We start from the raw sequence: 19,265 nt of genomic DNA, 5'->3' as shown, positions 1-19,265 counted from the left end.
CTCCAGTCTATGACCCTCGCACATGGGCGTCGGGTACCGCACCGTCCCTGGTCGGCGCCCGGCCCGCCCGCCCGGCGAGGTGCGGCCGGACGGGCGCGACGGGGCCGCACGCCTGGTCGGGTCGCGGTGCGCCCGTGCCACTTCCGGGCGCGGCGCGGGCCCGCGCCGCGCCCGCCGGAGACGCGGAGCGGCGGCCGCCCCGGTGGTGGAAATCCGGGGCGGCCGCCGCCCGCCTGGTGTTTCTTCTGCCGTTTGTGGCCGGACTCACTCCCAATGCCGCGCGACGCGGCGGCGCCGCATCACGAAGAACACGGCCGCGCCGGCCGCGATCGCGGCCGCGGCGGCCGAGATCATGATCGTCGAGCTGTTCCCGGTGGCCGGCAGCTTGCCGGACGCGTCGGTCTCATCGGTGCCGCCGTCGCCGCCGGGGGTGGCCTGAGCGCCGTTCAGGCTGAGCACCGCGACGTTGTTGCCGTAGTCGGCGTCGAGTTCCATCGACTCGGTGATCGCGATGATGCCGTCCTCAGAAGGAGCGGCGTCGGTGACGGTCACCGGGAATTCGAGGTGTGCGCCCTCGGCGACCGAGATGCTGTCGAAGAAGCAACGGATGTCGCTTTCGGTGATGCCGGTGTCGGTCGGCAGCGATCGGTCGATCAGGTAGTACGGCCTCGCGAGGCTGCAATAGACGCCGTCTTGCGAGAAGTAGTCGTCGGGACCGTCCCCTTCCCAAGCGGACTCGGTGCCCGAGGGCAGCTGGATTCGGACACTGTAGGATCCTTCGCCGGCGCCATTGTGCACCGGCGCCACCGCGTCGAGCGGTCCGAGGTTGGCGATGTCGACCGAGACGGTCGTCGTGTCGCCCACTGCGCCCTCGATGTCGTGATCCGAGACCGAAAGGTCGTAATCGCCGGGTTCGTGCTCGGTCGAGTGGTCCATGCTCGGGTCGTATTCCCAAGTGCCGTACTCGTCGCTGATCTGGATGTGATCTTCGGTCTCGTCCACGATCGTCCCGTCGATCGCCACGGTCCCGCGATACGGCGCCTGGTCGCCGGCCTGCCCGTTCTCACCGACGCTGACGCGGAACCGGTATTCGCCGAAATCGAGGTCCCACAGCTTATCGAGGTCGATGTCCTCATCGGTGCAGGTGATCACCGAGCCGGCGCGTTCGCAGCGCTCGTCGTCGAGCAGTTCGACCTCGACGATGCCTTCGGAGGCCGAGAAGTCGAATACGGTCTCGACGGTGAACGGCTCGGTCTCCTCGGAGATCGTCGTCTCGTCGATGTAGTAGGAGAAATGGCCGAATTGGCCGTCTTCGTAGATTCCTTCGTCATAGCCCCAGACAGTATTGACGTACAGGCTGAAAGAGGCATCGACAGAGGAGTCAGCGCCTTCCTGGGCGAAGGCGGGGATCCGGCCGCGAGCGTGAGGGCCGCTGCGGCGATGCCGGCTCCGGCGGCGCGGAGACCGGTCTTATGGGGGGTTGGCATTGAACTCCTTGAGTCTTCTGTTCGGTTTTGAGCGGTACCGAGGCGAGAGTCCACTGATATGACTCACCCTCCCCTGGTGCCGCCAGAACGCACACGCCCCGCGGTGACCACCGGTTGCGAATGTCTGTCAGTTTTCCTGCTGTCACTCGACGTGACTGGACGCACTGCCCTGCGTAACCTGCCTTCACGTTTGCCGCCTTCGTGTGACAACCTGTTAGGCGAGCCTGTACCCGCAGCTGAGGAAGAGAGCCATGACGGACACCGCTTCCAGAACAGCCCCCGCGAACCCCACAGACGAATCCGACCTGCTCCGCAGCCTCGCCGACGCCCTCGGGGCCGTCGAACGGGGCGATTTCTCGGTCCGGCTGCCCCGCGGTGAAGGCCTGGCCGGCGAGGTCGTCGACCGGTTCAACGCCGTCGTCGAACGCGCCGACCGGCAGAGCCGCGACCTGGCGCTCATCGCCCGCGTCGTCGGCCAGGAAGGCTCCTGGAACCACCGGCTCGACATCGAGCACCTCGACGGCGGCTGGCGCGAAGGCGCCGCCAGCGTCAACCGCCTCGTCGAAGAGCTCGTCCGCCCCACCACCGAGCTCGGCCGCGTCCTCGAGGCCGTCGCCGCCGGCGACCTCACCCAGGAGGCCGCGCTCGAATTCGAGGGCAAGCAGCTCAGAGGCGAGTTCCGCCGCCTCGGCGAGACGGTCAACCAGATGGTCGGCCTGCTGCGCCGCTTCGCCGCCGAGGTCACCCGCGTCTCCCAGGAGGTCGGCACCGACGGCAAGCTCGGCGGCCAGGCCGACGTCAAGGGCGTCTCGGGCACCTGGCGGTCCCTGACCGACGCGGTCAACACGATGGCCTCGAACCTGACCGACCAGGTCCGCTCCATCTCCACGGTCACCCAGGCGATCGCCGCCGGCGACCTGAAGCAGAAGATCACCGTCAACGCCTCCGGCGAGGTCGCCGAACTGGCCGACACCATCAACTCCCTCACCGAGACCCTCCAGGTCTTCGCCGGGGAGGTCACCCGTGTCGCCCGCGAGGTCGGCACCGACGGCAAGCTCGGCGGCCAGGCCGAGGTCCCCGGCGTCTCCGGCACCTGGAAGGACCTCACCGACAACGTCAACTCGATGGCCTCCAGCCTCACCGACCAGGTCCGCGACATCGCCTCCGTCGCCACCGCCGTCGCCCGCGGCGACCTGACCAAGACCATCTCCGTGTCCGCCCAAGGCGAGATCCTCGAGCTGAAGAACACCGTCAACACCATGGTCGACCAGCTGTCGAACTTCGCCGACGAGGTCACGCGCGTCGCCCGCGAGGTCGGCACCGAAGGCCGCCTCGGCGGCCAGGCCCAGGTGTTCGGCGTCTCCGGCACCTGGAGGGACCTCACCGAGAACGTCAACCAGCTCGCGACGAACCTGACCGACCAGGTCCGCAACATCGCGAAGGTCACCAGCGCCGTCGCCGCAGGCGACCTGAACCAGAAGATCACCGTCCGCGCCTACGGCGAGGTCGCCGACGTCAAGAACACCGTCAACACCATGGTCGACCAGCTCTCTAGCTTCGCCGACGAGGTCACGCGCGTCGCCCGCGAGGTCGGCAGCGACGGCAAGCTCGGCGGCCAGGCCGAGGTCCCGGGCGTCTCGGGCACCTGGAAGGACCTCACCGACAACGTCAACCTCATGGCCTCGAACCTGACCGCGCAGGTCCGCAACATCTCCTCCGTCGCCACCGCGGTGGCCGACGGCGACCTGTCGCGGCAGATCACCGTCGACGCCCGCGGCGAGATGCTCGAACTCAAATCGACGATGAACTCGATGGTCGCGCAGCTCTCGCAGTTCGCCGACGAGGTCACGCGCGTCGCCCGCGAGGTCGGCACCGACGGCAAGCTCGGCGGCCAGGCGAACGTCCAAGGCGTCTCCGGCATCTGGGAAGCGCTCACCGACAACGTCAACTCGATGGCCTCGAACCTGACCGCGCAGGTCCGCAACATCTCCTCCGTCGCCACCGCGGTCGCCCGCGGCGACCTCACCCGCCAGATCACCGTCGACGCCCAAGGCGAGATGCTCGAACTGAAGACCACCCTCAACTCGATGGTCGAGCAGCTCTCGCAGTTCTCCGGGGAGGTCACGCGCGTCGCCCGCGAGGTCGGCACCGAAGGCCGCCTCGGCGGCCAGGCCAACGTCCCGGGCGTCTCGGGCACCTGGAAGGACCTCACCGACAACGTCAACTCGATGGCCTCGAACCTCACCGGCCAGGTCCGCAACATCGCCGAGGTCACCACCGCGGTCGCCCGCGGCGACCTCACCCGCCAGATCACCGTCGACGCCCAAGGCGAGATCCTCGAACTCAAGAACACCGTCAACACCATGGTCGACCAGCTCTCCAGCTTCGCCGGAGAGGTCACCCGCGTCGCCCGCGAAGTCGGCGTCGAAGGCAACCTCGGCGGCCAGGCCGAGGTCGCCGGCGTCGCCGGCACCTGGCTCGCCCTCACCCGCAACGTCAACTCGCTCGCCGCGACCCTGACCCTCCAGCTGCGGGCCATCGCCAACGTCGCCCACGCCGTCGCCCGAGGCGACCTGACCCAGTCGGTCGACTTCGAGGCCGCCGGCGAGATCGCCGACCTCACCGAGTCGATCAACCAGATGATCACCGCCCTGCGGGACAAGACCCGCCAGAACACCGACGCCGACTGGCTCAACTCCAACCTCGCGCGCGTCTCCTCGCTCCTCCAGGGCCGCAGGAACATCGAAGAGGTCACCCGCATGATCCTCGACGAGGTCACCAGCCTCATCGACGCCCAGACCTCCACGTTCTACGTCCGCCACGAGGACGTCTCCGGGCACGTCACCTACCGGCTCAACGCCGTCTACGGGCACCCCAGCCCCGGCGAGAAGATCATCATCGAGGAGAACGAGGGCATGGTCGGGCAGGCCGCGGCCTCCAAGCGCACCATCCACCTCCACGACATCCCCGAGGGCTACCTCGAGATCTCCTCCGGGCTCGGCCAGGCCACCCCGACGGACCTGATCATCCTGCCCGTCCAGTTCGGCGACAAGGTCCGCGGCGTCATCGAGTTCGCCTCGTTCAACACCTACTCCGGGCTCCACAAGAAGTTCCTCGACTCGCTCGCGCCCAACGTCGGCGTCACCCTCGCCACCATCGAGGGCAACGCCCGCACCGAGGTCCTCCTGCGCGAGTCCCAGCGCATGGCCCAGGAGCTCCGGGCCCAGTCCGACCGGCTCAAGGAGACCAACGTCGAACTCGAGGAGAAGGCGACGCTCCTGTCCGCGCAGAACAAGGCCATCGAGGTCAAGAACCTCGAGGTCGAATCCGCCCGCCAGGACATCGAGGAGAAGGCCGAGCAGCTCGCCCAGGCCTCCAAGTACAAGTCCGAGTTCCTCGCCAACGTCTCCCACGAGCTGCGCACGCCCCTGAACTCGCTGCTGCTGCTCGCCAGGCTCTTGTCCGAGAACGCCGACAACAACCTCTCGGACCGGCAGATCGAGTTCGCCCGCACCATCCACAACGCCGGCACCGACCTGCTCACCCTCATCGACGACATCCTCGACCTGTCCAAGATCGAGGCCGGGCGCATGGACGTCTCCGTGCACCCCCTCGACCTCGCCGAAGCCCTCGGCGACATCGAGGCGACCTTCCGGCCCCAGGCCGAGGACAAGGACCTGCGCTTCACCGTCGACGTCGGTCCCGGCGTCCCGGTGGTGCTCCAGACCGACGGCCAGAAGTTCCAGCAGGTCCTGCGGAACCTGCTGTCCAACGCCGTCAAGTTCACCCGCACCGGCTCGGTGACCCTCGCGGTCAGGCGCGTCCCCTCCGACCTGCGCTTCGACGCCCCGCGCCTCAACTCCGCCGGCGAACGCGTCTCGTTCTCGGTCATCGACACCGGCATCGGCGTCCCCGCGAACAAGAAGACCATCATCTTCGAGCCGTTCCAGCAGGCCGACGGCACCACCCGCCGCAACTTCGGCGGCACCGGCCTCGGCCTGTCGATTTCCAAGTCCCTGTCGCAGATGCTCGGCGGCGACGTCTTCATCGAACGCACCGGCTCCGAAGGCTCGGTGTTCACCTTCGTCGTCCCCGCCGAGATCGACGACGACGAGGAGTTCCCCGTCCACACCACGGAGCTGCCGCCCGTCGAGGAGACCCGCGGGCCCTCGATCCTGACCGGCGCGCCCGAGACGCCGTCCTCGTCGGCGGCCGCCCAGCACCTCGACGGCGCCACCGTCCTCATCGTCGACGACGACATCCGCAACGTCTTCGCGCTGACCGCCGCGCTCGAACTGCACGGCATCCGCGTCCACTACGCCGAGAACGGCGCCGACGGCATCGACGCCCTCCAGCACCACCCGGACATCGACGTCGTCCTCATGGACTCGATGATGCCGGGCATGGACGGCAACGAGACCACCCGCGTCATCCGCCGCATGCCCCAGTTCGCCGAGCTGCCGATCATCTTCCTCACCGCCCAGGCCCTCGCCGAGCAGCGCGAGAAGTCCGTCTCGGCCGGCGCCAGCGCCTACCTCACCAAACCGGTCGACCTGGACCTGCTCCTCGACACCATGTCACAGTGGATCGGGACGGCCCCCCGCGAAGACGACCCCGCCACCGGCGGCGGCGGCGAGCGGGGAGAGAATGACGCCCCGACCGATGGAGACACCGCATGAGCACAGCGCGCGTACTGCTCGTAGACGACAGATCCGAGAACCTCCTCGCCCTCGAGGCGATCCTCCAGGGCCTGCCGGTGGCGACCATCGCCGTCACCTCCGGCGAGGAGGCCCTCAAGCGGCTCCTGTCCGAGGACTTCGCCGCGATCCTCCTCGACGCCCAGATGCCCGGCATGGACGGCTTCGAGACCGCCCGCCACATCAAGCAGCGCGAGAAGACCCGCCACACGCCGATCATCTTCCTCACCGCCGCCGACCGCGACGCCCACCTGGCCATGCGCGGCTACTCCGTCGGCGCCGTCGACTACATCACCAAACCGTTCGACCCCTGGATGCTGCGCACCAAGGTCAAGGTCTTCATCGACCTGTGGTCCCAGGGCCAGGCCCTCCGCCACACCTCCGAACGCACCCGCGACCTGCGCGAACGCGAGGACGGCCTCATCAGGCGCCTCCGCAGGGCCTACGGCGACCTCGCCGAGTGGCAGAAGAAACACGGCCCCGACGACGAGATCGCCGAGATCCTCGCGCTCCTCGAACCCGGCACCGATTAGTTTTCAGTTAGGGTTGGGGGCGTGGTACACCAAAAGCTCGACATTTCGGTTTACCGCGAATCGAACGAGACGATCGTGGCGCTGACCGGCGAAATCGACCTCCAGACCGCTCCGCGGCTGTCCGACGCCGTCAACGAGGCGCTCGGGGAGGACCCCGTCCGCGTCGTCCTCGACATGGAGGGCGTGACCTTCTGCGACTCGCGGGGCCTGGGGACGCTCGTGGTCCTCAGCCGCGCCGCCGCCCGCTCCCGGTCCGTCCTCGTCCTCGCCAACCTCGGCGACTTCCTCAAACGGCTCCTGGCCGTCTCCGGCATCGGCGAGCACTTCGTCATCCGCGACGACCCGGGCGCCGAACCAGGCCCGGAGGCCCCCGCGTGAGCGACCAGACCCGCGAACTCCTCCTCGTCCTCACCGCCGCGGCCGCCCTGGCCCTCATCGGGGCCGTCCTGGCCGTCGCCGGCCACCGCAGGCGGGCGCGCGCCCTCACCGCTACCGGCTGCGCCCTGCTCTTCGCGGGCGGCCTCACCGTCCTGGGCTGGTCCATCGTCGACGGCGCCGGAGCCGAGGCCGCCGGCGTCGGCCTCGTCGCCGCGTTCGTGCCCGCCCCGGTCCTGATCGCCACCTTCGTGTGGCTCGGCCGCCACCGCAGGCGCCCCTGGCTCGTCCTGGCGTTCTGCTTCGGCTGGGGCGCGTGCGTCTCCACCGCGATCTCCCTCGGCGTCAACACCGGCGCCGCCTACCTCCTCCACGAGAACGGCCTCAGCACCGACCTCGCCGCCGTCGTCAGCGCCCCCGTCATCGAGGAGATCACCAAACTCGCCGGGCCCCTGCTCGTCCTCTGGCTCGCCCGGGCCCACTTCACCGGCACCCTCGACGCCATCGTCTACTGCGGCCTCTCCGGTGCCGGCTTCGCCGTCGCCGAGAACGTCCTGTACGCCTCCGGCACCTACGTCTCCGGCACCCAGATCCTCGACGAGTCCGCCGGGATCGCCCTGGTCACCCAGCTGGTCCTCCTCCGCGGCCTCGCCACCATGTTCGCCCACCCGCTCATGATCGGCCTGTCCGCGATCGGCCTCGGCAAAGCGGCACGGCGCCCCGGCAGGACCGGCGTCCAGGCCGCCTGGATCGTCGGCATGCTCCTGTGCGGCATGGCGCTCCACGCCCTGTGGAACGGCTCCTCCGTCATCGGTGCCGAACTCGAGCTGCCGGCGCTGTGGTTCGCGCTCTACCCCGCGTTCCTCATGCCCCTGTTCTTCACCATGGTCGGCCTCGCGCTGTGGCTGCGGGCCGCCGACGCCCGCCGCACCCAGACCGTCCTGGCCCCCTACGTCGCCAGCGGCCTGATCTCCCCGCCCGAGCTGGCGTCTTTGGCGACGTTCTCCCGCCGCGCCGCCGCCCGCGCCTGGGCCCGCCGCGTCGCCGGCCCCGATGGCGAACGGGCCATGAAGGACTTCCAGCAGTCCGCCTCCGACGCCGCCGAGCAGCTCGACGTCGCCGCCATCGGCGGCCGCTACGACCAGCAGCGCATCGGCTCCGACCTGTACCGCATGGCCGCCGCCCGCGGCGCCTACACCGGCCGCGACCCGCAGATGCCCGCCGCCACCTGGGACGGCACCCGCTACCACGTCACCTTCCCCGACGGGAAGGTCCGCGCCGTCGAGCCGCCCGCGCTGCCGGTCATGCCGCTGCCGGTCCCATCCGTGCAGCCCCCGCCGCCGCCCGGCCCGCCCACGTACCCTGTCTCTTATGCATGACGGACCCATCCGCGCCACCTCCTGGCCCGGCCCCGGCGCGCCCACCGCGCGCTCCGGCAGGCCGCACTGGAGGGAACCCCACCCGATCAGGGTCGGGGCGGTCGCGGTGGGTTCGGCGCTCACAGCGCTGTGGGTGATGCTGTGGCTCCTCGCCTTCGCCAGAACGGGGGCGGGGTTCGCCTGGGTGACTTTGGCCGCGAGTACGATCGCAACTGTCGTGGCAGCAGCGCTGGCGCGCTACGGTGACCGCGGTGTCGCGGTCGGCGTAGCCGCCGTCGCAGGGACAGCCGCTGGAGTCACGGGACTCTCAGTCGAGCTGTACCTTGTGCTGACCGGCAATTGGATCCTGTGGTAATGCCAACCCAGGCCACCACATCCTTCAGTTGATCGTCCGGGCAGCTGATTCCTTTGAGAAGCTGGTCCATTGAACAGAAAACGGGGACGGATCGTGTCGTATTTCGCTGTGGCTGTGGGCCGCGAGGGCGACGAGTGGGACGCCACGGAGGTCGATCTCGACGACGTGGCCGACATCGAGGACGCCGCCGAGGTCATGCGTGAGGCCTACCCTGACGCCGACCTGACGCTGCTCTTCGTCGACGCCGACGACGAGTACCTGACCGTCATGCGTCTCGACAACGGCGACGACCTGCGCACCTTCGGCTCCGATGCCGAGTACGCCTCGCAGTCGCGCCTGGGCGAGGCGCTGCTCGGGGACCTGGAGCCCGAGGACACCGACGAGATCGACACCGAAGACGAGGAGTCGATCAGCGCCCGCCCCACCGAGCTCGACGCCGAGCCGGTGGGCGAGGCCGACCTGCTCGGCGACCTCGGCGTCGGCGGGGCCACCCTCCTCGCCCTGTGCGCCAAGGAAGGCATGATGCCCTCCGACGTCGTCTCCGAAGTCGCCGAGGCGCTCGGCTTCGCCGAGGCCCTCGAATCGGCCTCGGGCGCCTAGCCTCCCCGGCACCGTGCACGAGACCCGCCGCGAGGCCCACCGGCGCCTGATGCGCCGCGCCCTGGAGGCCGCGGCGGACTCCGGTGGCGACCTCCCGGTGGGCGCGGTGGTCTACGACCCCGGCGGCCGCGAACTGGCCGCGGCCGCCAACCGGCGCGAAGCCCTCGCCGACCCCACCGCCCACGCCGAGATCCTGGCCCTGCGCGAGGCCGCCGCCCGCCACGGCGACGGCTGGCGGCTCGAGGGCTGCACGCTGGTGGTCACCTTGGAGCCGTGCACGATGTGCGCGGGCGCGGCGGTGCTGGCCCGCGTCGGTGCGATCGTCTTCGGCGCGTGGGAGCCCAAGACCGGCGCGGTGGGCTCGCTGTGGGACGTGGTGCGCGATCCGCGGCTGAACCACAACCCCGAGGTCTACGGCGGCGTCCTCGCCGAGGAGTCGGCGAAGCTCCTCAAGGGCTATTTCGGGCGGAGCCCGAACGGGTAACACTGCGGCGGAGCCCGCGCAAGTAGTACGGCGGGCGGTCAGTCGAAGGGCGGCACGGGAACCCCGTACCGCCCTTTCGCATCCGCGGCTTCAGTGCCGACCTTGCCGTATCAGGGTTGCAACACGATGCAGTCGAGCCCGGGGAGGTCGTCGAAGCCGGCGGCCTTGTCCGTGGTGGCCAGTACCCGTCCCGTGGCGAGCGCCGTGGCCGCGATGATCAGATCGAAGGTGCCGCGGGGTCGACCGGCCCGCTTCGCGTGGACGCGCAGCTTGGCATGGGCTATTGCGGTCTGGAGCGTGTAGTTCTCCACTGGGAGCACTTTCAGCAGCTGGTCGAAGTGCTCTTGCCGCTTCGGCCGCCTGCGCTCGTCGGCGCATTTGACGCCCATGAGCAGCTCGGACACTGTGATCGCGGCGATCGCCAGATCGTCGTCTTCGGCGAATGCGGACAGGCTGAACCGGCCGCGCTCAGCTGCGATGAGCACGCCGGTGTCGAGGATCAGTTTTCGTCCCATGGGTCCTTGAAATCATCGATGGCGGACTCCCTGGCGGAGAGGACGTCGGCTTCCCACTCGTCGTCCAGCTTGCCCCGCCAGGCTTCCATGAACTCCTTGAACGCTTTTCCGTTCGACGGGGGCGCGGGACTAAGGGTGGCCACCCGGACGCTGCCTCTGGTGATGGTGACGGTCTCGCCGTGCTCGACCGCGTCGAGCACGGCGGAGAAATTCCGTGACACTTCGGTTGCTGTCATGAGCTTCATGTTATCAGACTATCTGATTTCACTCGCGAGGGCCACCACTGTTCGTACTTTATCGGCTACTTATCGCGAGTATTTCTCACGCTTGCTCGTTCGCCGCGGCGGCCCCGGCCCGCCGCTCGCGGCTCCGCGCCAGCAGCTGCGCGATGTCGACGACCTCGACCTCGTCCTCCTTGCCCGCGTCGGCCACGCCGTCGCGCAGCATCGTCGAGCAGAACGGGCAGCCCACCGCGACGGTCTGCGCGCCGGTCGCCACCGCCTCGTCCGCCCGGTCGCGGTTGACGCGCTTGCCCAGCGGCTCCTCCAGCCACATCCTGGAGCCGCCCGCGCCGCAGCAGAACGACCGCTCGGCGTTGCGCGGCATCTCCGTCACCTCCGCGAAGGAGCCGAGCAGCTCCCGCGGCGGCGTGAAGACCCGGTTGTGGCGGCCCAGGTAACAGGGGTCGTGGTAGGTGAGCTTCCCATCGTGCTGCTCCACCGGTTCGATCCTGCCGGACTCCACCAGGTCGGCCAGCAGCTGCGTGTGGTGCACGACCTCGTAGTTCCCGCCCAGCTCGCCGTACTCGTTGCCGATGGTGTTCAGGCAGTGCGGGCAGGTCGCGACGATCTTGACCGCGCCGGTCCCGTTGATCGCCTCCACGTTCTGCTCGGCGAACATCTGGAACATGAACTCGTGCCCGATGCGGCGGGCCGGGTCGCCGGTGCAGGTCTCGGCCTCGCCGAGCACCGCGAACTTCACGCCCGCCTCGTGCAGCAGCGTCGCCACCGCCCTGGACGTCTTCTGCGCCTTCGGGTCGTAGGCGCCCGCGCAGCCCACCCAGTACAGGTACTCCCAGTCCCCGCCGGCCTCGGCGATCGGCACCTCGAAGTCGAGCGGCTCGGCCCACTTGAGGCGGTTCGCCGGGTTCTCGCCCCACGGGTTGCCCTTGTTCTCGAGGTTGCGCAGCATCGTCTGCGCCTCGCCGGGGAAGGCCGACTCGATCATCGTCTGGTGCCGGCGCAGGTCCATGATCGTGTCGACGTGCTCGATGTCGACCGGGCACTGCTCGACGCACGCCCCGCACGTGGTGCACGACCACAGCACGTCCGGGTCGATGACCGAGCCGATGATCGAGATCGGCTCGATCTCGGCCCCGTCGCCGCCGCGCCGCTTCGCCTCCGCGGCGGCCTTCAGGTACGGCGCCTGCTCGTAGAGGTGGTCCCGCAGGTCGGTCACGAGCTTCTTGGGGGAGAGGGGCTTGCCGGTGTTCCACGCCGGGCACTGCGACTGGCACCGCCCGCATTCGGTGCAGGTGGTGAAGTCGAGCAGGCCCTTCCAGCTGACGTCGGTGATGGTGTCGACGCCGAACGGCTGCGTCTCGGGGTCGGCGGTCTCGAAGTCGGCCGGTTCGCCGTCGATGAGCATCGGTTTGACCGCGCCCAGGCTGGGCGCGCCGTCGGCGTGGCGCTTGAAGTAGATGTTGAAGAACGCCGTCAGCCGGTGCCAGCCGATGCCCATGCTCGGCACCAGCGCGAGCATGAGGAAGAACGTCCAGGACACGAGGATCTTCACCCCGGCGGTGACCGTGATCGCGGTGTGCAGCGCCGACGTCGAGGCGCCGTCGAGGAGGTTCGCGAGACCGGCCGAGATCGGCGAGGCCCAGGCCGCGTCGATCCCGCCGAGCGCGAACTCACTGGCCCGGATCGTGAAGAAGCAGGCGACGATCGCGAAGATCGTGGCCTCGATGTAGAACGCCTGCCACTGCCGGGAGTGCTCGAACCGCGACGACGAGGAGCGCTGCCCGTCGGCCGAGGCCAGCCCTTCCGGCGGCACCCGGTGGGCCTTCGGCTGGCTCGCCACGCGCACGGCGAACAGGAACACGATGCCGAGCCCGGTGACGGTCGCGATGATCTCGGACAGCAGCAGCCACGGCTCCCAGTGGCCCACCCACGGCAGTGTCCACTCGGGGTTGAGCGTCTCGAGGTAGGCGGTGGCCAGGACCGGGAAGAGGGCGAAGAAGCCGACGAACACGAACCAGTGCGCGGCCCCGATCCAGGTCCACTGGAGCATCCTGGTGTGCCCGACGGTCTCGCGCAGCATGGTGGCGACGCGCCTGCCGCGGTCCCCGCCGCGGGTGCGGTCGGCCGTGCCGAGCCGGACGGTGGCGAGCAGCCGCACCACGGCGCGGGCGAACAGGCCGATCGCGAGCGCCGTGTAGGCGAAGGCGATCGTGGCCGTGACGATTTGGACGACTCCCATGGCGACCTCTCGACGGTGCTCGAATAACAGTGCTCGAACGGGACGGTGCTCTCGATCACGATACATGTTACTGATCAGTAGCCATCATGTCGAGCCGGGCCGGTCCCGCGGTCGCCGACAGGCTCACTCGAGGCTCACCTCGAGGCCGTCGCGCAGCGTCGCGAGCGTCCGCTCGAGCAGCTCGCCCAGCGGTTCGGCGTAGTCCTCGGCGTGCCAGTGGCGGACCGCGGCCAGCAGCCCTCCGGCGAAGGCCCCGGCGGCCACCTGGACCTCGAGCTCGTCGACGGACCGCCCCGTGCGCTCGGCGATGAACGAGGCCATCGTCGGCACGTCGGTGAAGATCCGCTCGGCCACCGCCGTCCGCACCGAGGGCACCTCCATCAGGTATCGCGTCCGCCGCCGGTCGATCACCTCGTCCCCGTGCTCGGCGACGAAGGCGGTGATCGTGCGGTACAGCGCCTCGAACAGCCGCAGGCCGTCCTCCTCGGGCCTGGCCGGCTCGCTGAGCACGATCCGGTTCGGGTCGTAGAGGACGATGCCCTCCTTCGTCTCGAAGTAGCGGTACACCGAGCTCGGCGCCACGCCCGCCGCCTCGGCGATCTGCTTGACCGTCACCGCGTCGAAGCCGTGCTCGTCGAACAGGTCCAGTGCGACCTCCTGGACGCGCCGCATCGCCGCCCGGCGCTTGCGCTCGCGCAGACCGACTCGTTCCTCCATGGCCGGAGCCTAGCAGCCACCGAAGTGGGAGTCACTCCCAAATGAGAGCGACTCCTGCTATTGTGTAAAAGTGAGAGCAACTCCCAGAATTTGGAGGCTTCATGCGAGACCTTGCGAACCGGCACGTGTTCATCACCGGCGGCGCCCAGGGCATCGGCTTCGGCATCGCCCGCGCCTTCGCCGCCGCGGGCGCCCGCATCGCCCTGACCGACCTCGACACCGAACGGCTCGCCGAGGCCGAACGCGACCTCGCCGCCGAGGCCGGCGACCGCGTCGCCGCGTACGCGCTCGACGTCCGCGACCGCACCGCCTTCGCCGCCGCCGTCGACGCCGCCGAAGACCGCTTCGGCCCCGTCGCCGTCATCTGCAACAACGCCGGGCTCGGCTCGGTCGCCGGGACCGTCACCAAGCTCGACTACCGGCAGTGGGACCACGTCCTCGACGTCAACCTCGGCGGCGTCGTCAACGGCGTCCAGACGGTCCTGCCGCGCATGCTCGAACGCGGCGGCCCCGGCCACGTCGTCAACACCGCCTCGGGGGCCGGCCTCGTCGGCACCAGGAACCTGACCTACGTGGCCTCGAAGTTCGCCGTCGTCGGCATCACCGAGTCCCTGCGCCTGCAACCCGAACTGGCCGCCGCCGGCATCGGGGCGACGGTGCTGTGCCCGGGCATCGTCCGCACCGACGTCCTGCGCAACAGCGCCAGAGCCGAAGGCGTCGACGGCAGCGAACTCGCCGAACAGGGCCACCGGCTGCTCCAGGAGGCCGGACTCGAACCCGACCAGGTCGGCGAGCAGGTCCTCGCCGCCGTGCGCGAGGGGGAACTGTACGTCCACACCGACCGCTACATCCTCCCCCTGCTCGAGCAGCGGATGCGGCTGCTCCTGGACGCCTTCCCGCCCGAGACCGAACGGGACCGGCACCTCGCCGCCCAGCTCGAGGCCAGGCAGCCCACGCTCACCCCGCCGATCGTCGGCGCCGACCGCTGAACACGGAAACCAGGAAACGGGCGGGGCCGGAGCGCATCGCTCCGGCCCCGCCCGCTGCTGTATCGATCAAGCCGATTCGCGGACGACGATCCTGGTGCCCAGGATCGTCACCAGCGGCCCCGCCTCCTCGCCGCGGACGCGCCCGCACAGCAGCCGCGCCATCTCCCGGCCCATCGTCTCGGTCGGCTGGTGCACCGTCGTCAGCGGCGGCTCGGCGACCTCCGCCAGCGGCGAGTCGTCGAAGCCGATGAGCGCCAGGTCCTGCGGCACCGAGAAGCCGCGCTCCCGCGCCACCCGCAGCGTCGCGATCGCGAGCGGGTCCGAGGCCGCCAGGACCGCGTCCAGCTCCCCGGCGGCGTCGAACAGCTGCCGCGCCGCCTTGATGCCGCTGGCCTCGTCGAAACCGTTCGCCACGGCCACGAGCCGCTCCTCCACCGGCAGGCGGTGCCCCCGCAGGCCGTCGCGGTAGCCGTTGAGGCGGTCGACGCCCACGGCCATGTCCTGCGGGCCGGCGACGATGCCGATGCGGCTGTGCCCCCGCTCGGCCAGGTACTCCACGGCCTGTCGCGCTCCAGACCGGTTGTCGCAGTCCACGTACGCCAGCGGCCTGAACCCCACGGGCGTGCCGCACAGCACGATCGGGATCCCGGCGTCCTCGAGCCGCTCCGGCAGCGGGTCGCCGCCGTGGCTGGAGACCATCATGACCCCGTCGACGTGGCCGCCCATCAGGTACGACTCCAGACGGGAGCGGTCGCCGTCGCGCGGCGCGAACGTGAGCATCAGCCGCATGTTCTCCTCGGCGAGCTGCTCGGTGATCCCGCGCAGCACCCCCGCGAAGAACGGCTCGCTCCACAGCCACTCCTGCGACTCGGTGACGACCAGCGCGACCGTGTCGGTCCGCTGCGTCACCAGCGTCCGCGCCGCCTGGTTCGGGACGTACCCGAGCTCCTTGATCGCGGCCAGCACCGCCGCCCGCGTGTCCTCGGCGACCTTCGGGGAGCCGTTGATGACGCGCGAGACCGTGCCCCGACCGACACCCGCGTGGCGCGCGACGGTGTCGAGCGTGGGGCGCCCGGCCCCGCGCCCCCGCCTGGTACTGCCGTTGGGGGTCTGCGGTGCGGGCTGCGGCGAACCAGTGCCTGGTTCGTCAGATCGGGTGTCGGTCATCGTGCATCACCTCGGGCTCCGTTGCGTGATCTTATTTTGCCTCACCGTTCGAACGAGCCTGCCGCACCAGGTCGCCGTACCACTTGCCCGAGTCCTTCACGACCCGTTGTCCGGTTTCGAAGTCGACATAAACCAGTCCGAACCGCTTGGTATACCCCCAAGCCCATTCGAAGTTGTCGGCCAGGGACCACGCGAAGTAGCCCACCAGCGGCACCCCCGCCTCGATCGCGTCGGCGCACGCCTCCAGGTGGTCGCGGACGTAGTCGAGCCGCTCCGAGTCGGCCACCTGGCCCTCGACGAGCTTATCGGGGAACGCCGCCCCGTTCTCGGTCACCGCCAGTGTCACCTGCGGATAGTTCGCGTGGAGGCGTTTCAACGTTTCAGTAAGCCCCTGCGGCGCGATCTCCCAGCCCATGTCCGTCTGCGGCAGCCCGGTGGTCACGAACCCGATGTGCTCGTTCGCCGGCCACGGCGAACCGGCGTTCGTCGGCGCCGCCGAGGCCGAGGCCGCCCCGCCCTCGGCGGCGGTGACGGTGAACTGGCTGTAGAAGTTCACCGACAGGCAGTCCAGCGGCGCGTTGATCAGCTCCATGTCGCCGACCTCGACGAACGAGAAGTCCGTGACCGCCTCGAAGTCCTCGACGATGTCCTCGGGGTAGGCGCCCTTGAGCGCCGCGTCGGTGAACCACCGGTTCTGCACCCCGTCGATCCGCCGGGCCGCGTCCACGTCCGCCGGCGTGTCCGAGGCGGCGTACACCGGGTAGAAGTTCAAGCCGATGCTCACCGTCGAGGCCGGATCGGCCTCCTTGATCGCCCGCGCGGCGAGCCCGTGCCCCACCATCAGGTGGTGCGCCGCCGCGATGGACGCGGCCGGCTCCCGCCGCCCCGGCGCGTGCTCGCCCGAGGCATAGCCCAGGAACGCCGCGCACCACGGCTCGTTGACGGTGATCCAGTGCTTGACGCGGTCGCCGAGGACCGCGTGCGCGGCCCGCGCGAACTCGCCGAAGCGCTCGGCGGTGTCCCGCTTGGGCCAGCCGCCGGCGTTCTCCAGCGCCTGCGGCAGGTCCCAGTGGTAGAGCGTCACCCACGGCGTCACGTCCGCCTCGAGCAGCGCGTCGACCAGGGCCGAGTAGTAGTCCAGGCCGGCCCGGTTGACCCGGGAGTCGCCGTCGGGGCAGACCCTGGGCCACGACAGCGAGAAGCGGTAGCTGTTGAGCCCGAGCTCGCCGACGAGGGCCACGTCGCCCTCGATGTTGTTGTAGGAGTCGATGGCCTTGTCGCCGTTGGACCCGTCGACGACCCTCCCCGGCTCCGCCACGAACGTGTCCCAGATGGACCGCCCCCGCCCGTCCGTGGTCGTCGCCCCCTCCACCTGGTAGGAGGAGGTGGCCGCGCCCCAGGTGAAGCCCGCTGGGAACCGGGCGGCGAGCGCGTCCTCGCCCTCTGTCGCATTGTCGATGTCGGTGGTCATTGTTTGGTGGAACCTTCCATGATGCCGCTGACGATCTGCCGTCCGAAGATGATGAACAGGATCGTGATTGGGATGATCGAGATCAGGGTGCCGGTGAAGACCATCGACAGGTCGGTCGAGTACAGGCCGACGGAGATCTGTCGGATCGCCAGCTGGATCGTCGGCGTCTCGCTGCTCAGGACCAGGAACGGCCACAGGAACTCGTTCCAGTTGAGCATGAAGGTGAGCAGGCCGAGCACGACCATGCCCGGGCGCAGCGCCGGCAGGACGATGCGCCACCAGATCCGCAGCGTCGAGGCGCCGTCGATGCGGGCGGCCTCGATGAGCTCGTCGGGAACCGACTGGAGGGTGTACTGGCGCATCAGGAAGATCCCGAAACCGTTGACCAGGAACGGCAGGATCGCGGCCTGGTAGGTGTCGAGCCATTCGAGCTCGACCATCATGAGGTACATCGGGACCAGGCCCAGGTGCTGGATGGGGACCATCATGATCGCCATGACGAAGAACATGAGCAGCTTGGAGCCCTTGAACTGCAGCTTGGCGAAGGCGAAGCCGGCGAGGCTCGAGATGAGCACGACCGAGACGGTGACGGTGCCGGTGATGATGAACGAGTTCTGCAGGCCCAGCAGCAGGTTCGCCTGCGGATCGGTCAGCGCCCGCTCGACGTTGGCCCCCAGGTTGCCGCCGGGAAGCAGCACCGGCGGGAACTGGGAGGCGGCCGCGGTGTCCCGGGAGGCGATGACGATCATCCAGTACAGCGGGAAGATCGACAGCGCGATGACGCCGATGAGGCCCACGCGGGTCAGCACCGTCGGTTCGAGCACGTGCGCGCCGGCTCCCTTGCGGCGCTTCTTGGGACGCTTCTGGTTCGCGGGCCTCGCCGGTGTGGAGGCGGGCGCGGGCGGTTTGAGGACGGTGCTCATTTGTTCCCCTGGATGCGGTTGACGACGAGGAAGTTCAATCCGGCGAGCAGCAGGATGACGACGAACAGCAGCCACCCGGCCGCGGCGGACATGCCGTAGTTGCCGTGGGTGCGGAGCAGGTCGATCAGGACCATCGAGGTGGTCTGGAACTGGCCGTCGCTGCCGCCGGAGAAGCGGCCCGAGTCGAACATCATCGGCTCGACGAAGAGCATCATCCCGCCGACCGTGGAGATGAACGTGGTGAAGATGATGACGGGCTTGAGCTGCGGGACCGTGATCTTCCAGAACTGCTGCCGGGAGCCGGCGCCGTCGATCGCGGCGGCCTCGTAGAGCTGCCTGGGGATGGTCTGCATGGCGGCCAGGAAGATCAGGGCGTTGTAGCCCATCCAACGCCAGTCCACCATGGAGGAGATGGCGATCCAGGAGCTCCACCGCTCCGCCTGCCAGTTGATGTTGTCGATGCCGACCAGGCCGAGGAGCCCGTTGACCATGCCGTACTCCTGGCCCCAGATGCGGGCGAAGACGACGCCGACGGCGACCACGGAGGTGACGATCGGGGCGAGCACGAGCATGCGCCAGGTCAGCTGCGCCCTCAAGCGCTTGTTCAGCGCGTTGGCGACCATGAGGGCCACGATCAGCTGCGGGATGGTGGCGATGGCGAACATGCCGAGCGTGTTGACGATCGACCAGGGGAAGCGATCGTACTCGAACAGCAGGAAGCGGTAGTTGTCCAGACCGACGAAGGTCTGGTCGGGCTTGCGGGTGCTCCAGTCGTGGAGCGAGGCGTACATGGTGTAGCCCATCGGGAAGAGTCCGAACACTGCGAACAGCAGGAAGAACGGGGCTACGAAGAGATACGGGGTGCCTTTGAGGTCGAACTTGTGGAGCCGGTCGCGGAAGGTCTGGCGCCGGTGCGTTCGAGCCGTGTCGACTGCGGTGGTCATGGTTCCTCTCATCGGTCCGAAGGAGTCGGCCCGCCGCGGGTTGGGGCGCGGCGGGCCGACACGGCGCCGGTGCCGCCGGCCGCCTCCGCGGGGGGAGTGCTGTCGCGCGGAGGCGGGCCGGCGGGCCGGAGCGTGAGTCGCCGAAGAG

General features: G+C 69.4%; 18 protein-coding genes. 9 read left to right on the top strand and 9 right to left on the bottom strand.

The annotated features are described in order from the left end of the window. Positions 1-264: 264 nt before the first annotated feature. Positions 265-1,002, bottom strand: a complete 738-nt coding sequence (locus tag YWW_RS0111625; RefSeq protein ID WP_155830142.1) for an LPXTG cell wall anchor domain-containing protein — start codon at positions 1,000-1,002, stop codon at positions 265-267. Here YWW_RS0111625 and YWW_RS35950 point away from each other — a divergent pair. The 8 genes from YWW_RS35950 (at position 982) to YWW_RS0111585 (ending at position 9,910) form a co-directional block, all read left to right on the top strand. Then, the gene (locus tag YWW_RS35950) at positions 982-1,518 is read left to right on the top strand and encodes a hypothetical protein (RefSeq protein ID WP_155830141.1); all 537 of its coding nucleotides are present in this window, start codon (positions 982-984) and stop codon (positions 1,516-1,518) included. The two genes, YWW_RS0111625 and YWW_RS35950, sit on opposite strands and share 21 nt — an antisense overlap. A gap of 220 nt (positions 1,519-1,738) precedes the next feature. Next, complete coding sequence (locus YWW_RS29845; protein ID WP_081687394.1) at positions 1,739-6,166, top strand: HAMP domain-containing protein; 4,428 nt, start codon at positions 1,739-1,741, stop codon at positions 6,164-6,166. Continuing rightward, on the top strand, positions 6,163-6,717 hold the full coding sequence (locus tag YWW_RS0111610) for a response regulator (RefSeq protein WP_026930250.1): 555 nt from the start codon (positions 6,163-6,165) through the stop codon (positions 6,715-6,717). The genes YWW_RS29845 and YWW_RS0111610 overlap by 4 nt, the downstream gene beginning before the upstream one ends. A gap of 21 nt (positions 6,718-6,738) precedes the next feature. After that, positions 6,739-7,095 carry an STAS domain-containing protein gene (locus YWW_RS0111605; protein WP_035702370.1) on the top strand — a complete coding sequence of 119 codons (357 nt, stop codon included), beginning with the start codon at positions 6,739-6,741 and terminating at the stop codon, positions 7,093-7,095. After that, positions 7,092-8,471: a PrsW family intramembrane metalloprotease gene (locus YWW_RS29840; RefSeq protein WP_081687393.1), complete on the top strand. Its 1,380-nt coding sequence runs from the start codon at positions 7,092-7,094 to the stop codon at positions 8,469-8,471. The genes YWW_RS0111605 and YWW_RS29840 overlap by 4 nt, the downstream gene beginning before the upstream one ends. Beyond that, positions 8,464-8,826 (top strand): hypothetical protein, encoded by a 363-nt coding sequence (locus tag YWW_RS29835; protein ID WP_155830140.1) that lies wholly within the window; start codon positions 8,464-8,466, stop codon positions 8,824-8,826. The genes YWW_RS29840 and YWW_RS29835 overlap by 8 nt, the downstream gene beginning before the upstream one ends. A gap of 93 nt (positions 8,827-8,919) precedes the next feature. Then, a complete protein-coding gene (locus YWW_RS0111590; RefSeq protein WP_026930248.1) occupies positions 8,920-9,426 on the top strand; it encodes a tRNA adenosine deaminase-associated protein in 507 nt (168 codons plus the stop codon). A 13-nt stretch (positions 9,427-9,439) separates the two neighbouring features. After that, positions 9,440-9,910 carry a nucleoside deaminase gene (locus tag YWW_RS0111585; protein ID WP_245595401.1) on the top strand — a complete coding sequence of 157 codons (471 nt, stop codon included), beginning with the start codon at positions 9,440-9,442 and terminating at the stop codon, positions 9,908-9,910. 110 nt (positions 9,911-10,020) lie between these two features. On the opposite strand, the gene YWW_RS0111580 is transcribed toward YWW_RS0111585, so the two are convergent. From YWW_RS0111580 to YWW_RS0111565, 4 genes are all read right to left on the bottom strand, one after another. Further along, positions 10,021-10,425, bottom strand: a complete 405-nt coding sequence (locus tag YWW_RS0111580) for a PIN domain-containing protein (RefSeq protein WP_026930246.1) — start codon at positions 10,423-10,425, stop codon at positions 10,021-10,023. Continuing rightward, the gene (locus tag YWW_RS0111575; RefSeq protein ID WP_026930245.1) at positions 10,410-10,670 is read right to left on the bottom strand and encodes a type II toxin-antitoxin system Phd/YefM family antitoxin; all 261 of its coding nucleotides are present in this window, start codon (positions 10,668-10,670) and stop codon (positions 10,410-10,412) included. Before YWW_RS0111575 ends, YWW_RS0111580 begins: the two co-directional genes overlap by 16 nt. A gap of 76 nt (positions 10,671-10,746) precedes the next feature. Then, positions 10,747-12,906, bottom strand: a complete 2,160-nt coding sequence (locus tag YWW_RS0111570; protein WP_026930244.1) for a (Fe-S)-binding protein — start codon at positions 12,904-12,906, stop codon at positions 10,747-10,749. A gap of 123 nt (positions 12,907-13,029) precedes the next feature. After that, positions 13,030-13,623, bottom strand: coding sequence for an acyl-CoA-like ligand-binding transcription factor (locus tag YWW_RS0111565; RefSeq protein ID WP_026930243.1), 594 nt, complete (start codon positions 13,621-13,623; stop codon positions 13,030-13,032). 101 nt (positions 13,624-13,724) lie between these two features. Here YWW_RS0111565 and YWW_RS29830 point away from each other — a divergent pair, with 101 nt between their 5' ends. Further along, the gene (locus tag YWW_RS29830) at positions 13,725-14,612 is read left to right on the top strand and encodes an SDR family oxidoreductase (protein WP_081687392.1); all 888 of its coding nucleotides are present in this window, start codon (positions 13,725-13,727) and stop codon (positions 14,610-14,612) included. Between the two features lie 66 nt (positions 14,613-14,678). On the opposite strand, the gene YWW_RS0111555 is transcribed toward YWW_RS29830, so the two are convergent. From YWW_RS0111555 to YWW_RS29825, 4 genes are read right to left on the bottom strand one after another with little or no spacing between them, the layout of a single operon-like run. Then, the gene (locus YWW_RS0111555) at positions 14,679-15,779 is read right to left on the bottom strand and encodes a LacI family DNA-binding transcriptional regulator (RefSeq protein ID WP_081687391.1); all 1,101 of its coding nucleotides are present in this window, start codon (positions 15,777-15,779) and stop codon (positions 14,679-14,681) included. 31 nt (positions 15,780-15,810) lie between these two features. Then, positions 15,811-17,250: a GH1 family beta-glucosidase gene (locus YWW_RS0111550; protein ID WP_051325676.1), complete on the bottom strand. Its 1,440-nt coding sequence runs from the start codon at positions 17,248-17,250 to the stop codon at positions 15,811-15,813. Next, positions 17,247-18,173: a carbohydrate ABC transporter permease gene (locus YWW_RS0111545; protein WP_081687390.1), complete on the bottom strand. Its 927-nt coding sequence runs from the start codon at positions 18,171-18,173 to the stop codon at positions 17,247-17,249. Before YWW_RS0111545 ends, YWW_RS0111550 begins: the two co-directional genes overlap by 4 nt. Continuing rightward, positions 18,170-19,117, bottom strand: coding sequence for a carbohydrate ABC transporter permease (locus tag YWW_RS29825; protein ID WP_035702360.1), 948 nt, complete (start codon positions 19,115-19,117; stop codon positions 18,170-18,172). The genes YWW_RS0111545 and YWW_RS29825 overlap by 4 nt, the downstream gene beginning before the upstream one ends. Between the last annotated feature and the right edge of the window lie 148 nt (positions 19,118-19,265).

Source organism: Glycomyces tenuis DSM 44171 (assembly GCF_000427885.1).
GTDB classification, from domain to species: domain Bacteria; phylum Actinomycetota; class Actinomycetes; order Mycobacteriales; family Micromonosporaceae; genus Glycomyces; species Glycomyces tenuis.
Note: the sequence above shows the minus strand (reverse complement) of the source record. Positions and strands in the feature narration are given on the sequence as shown.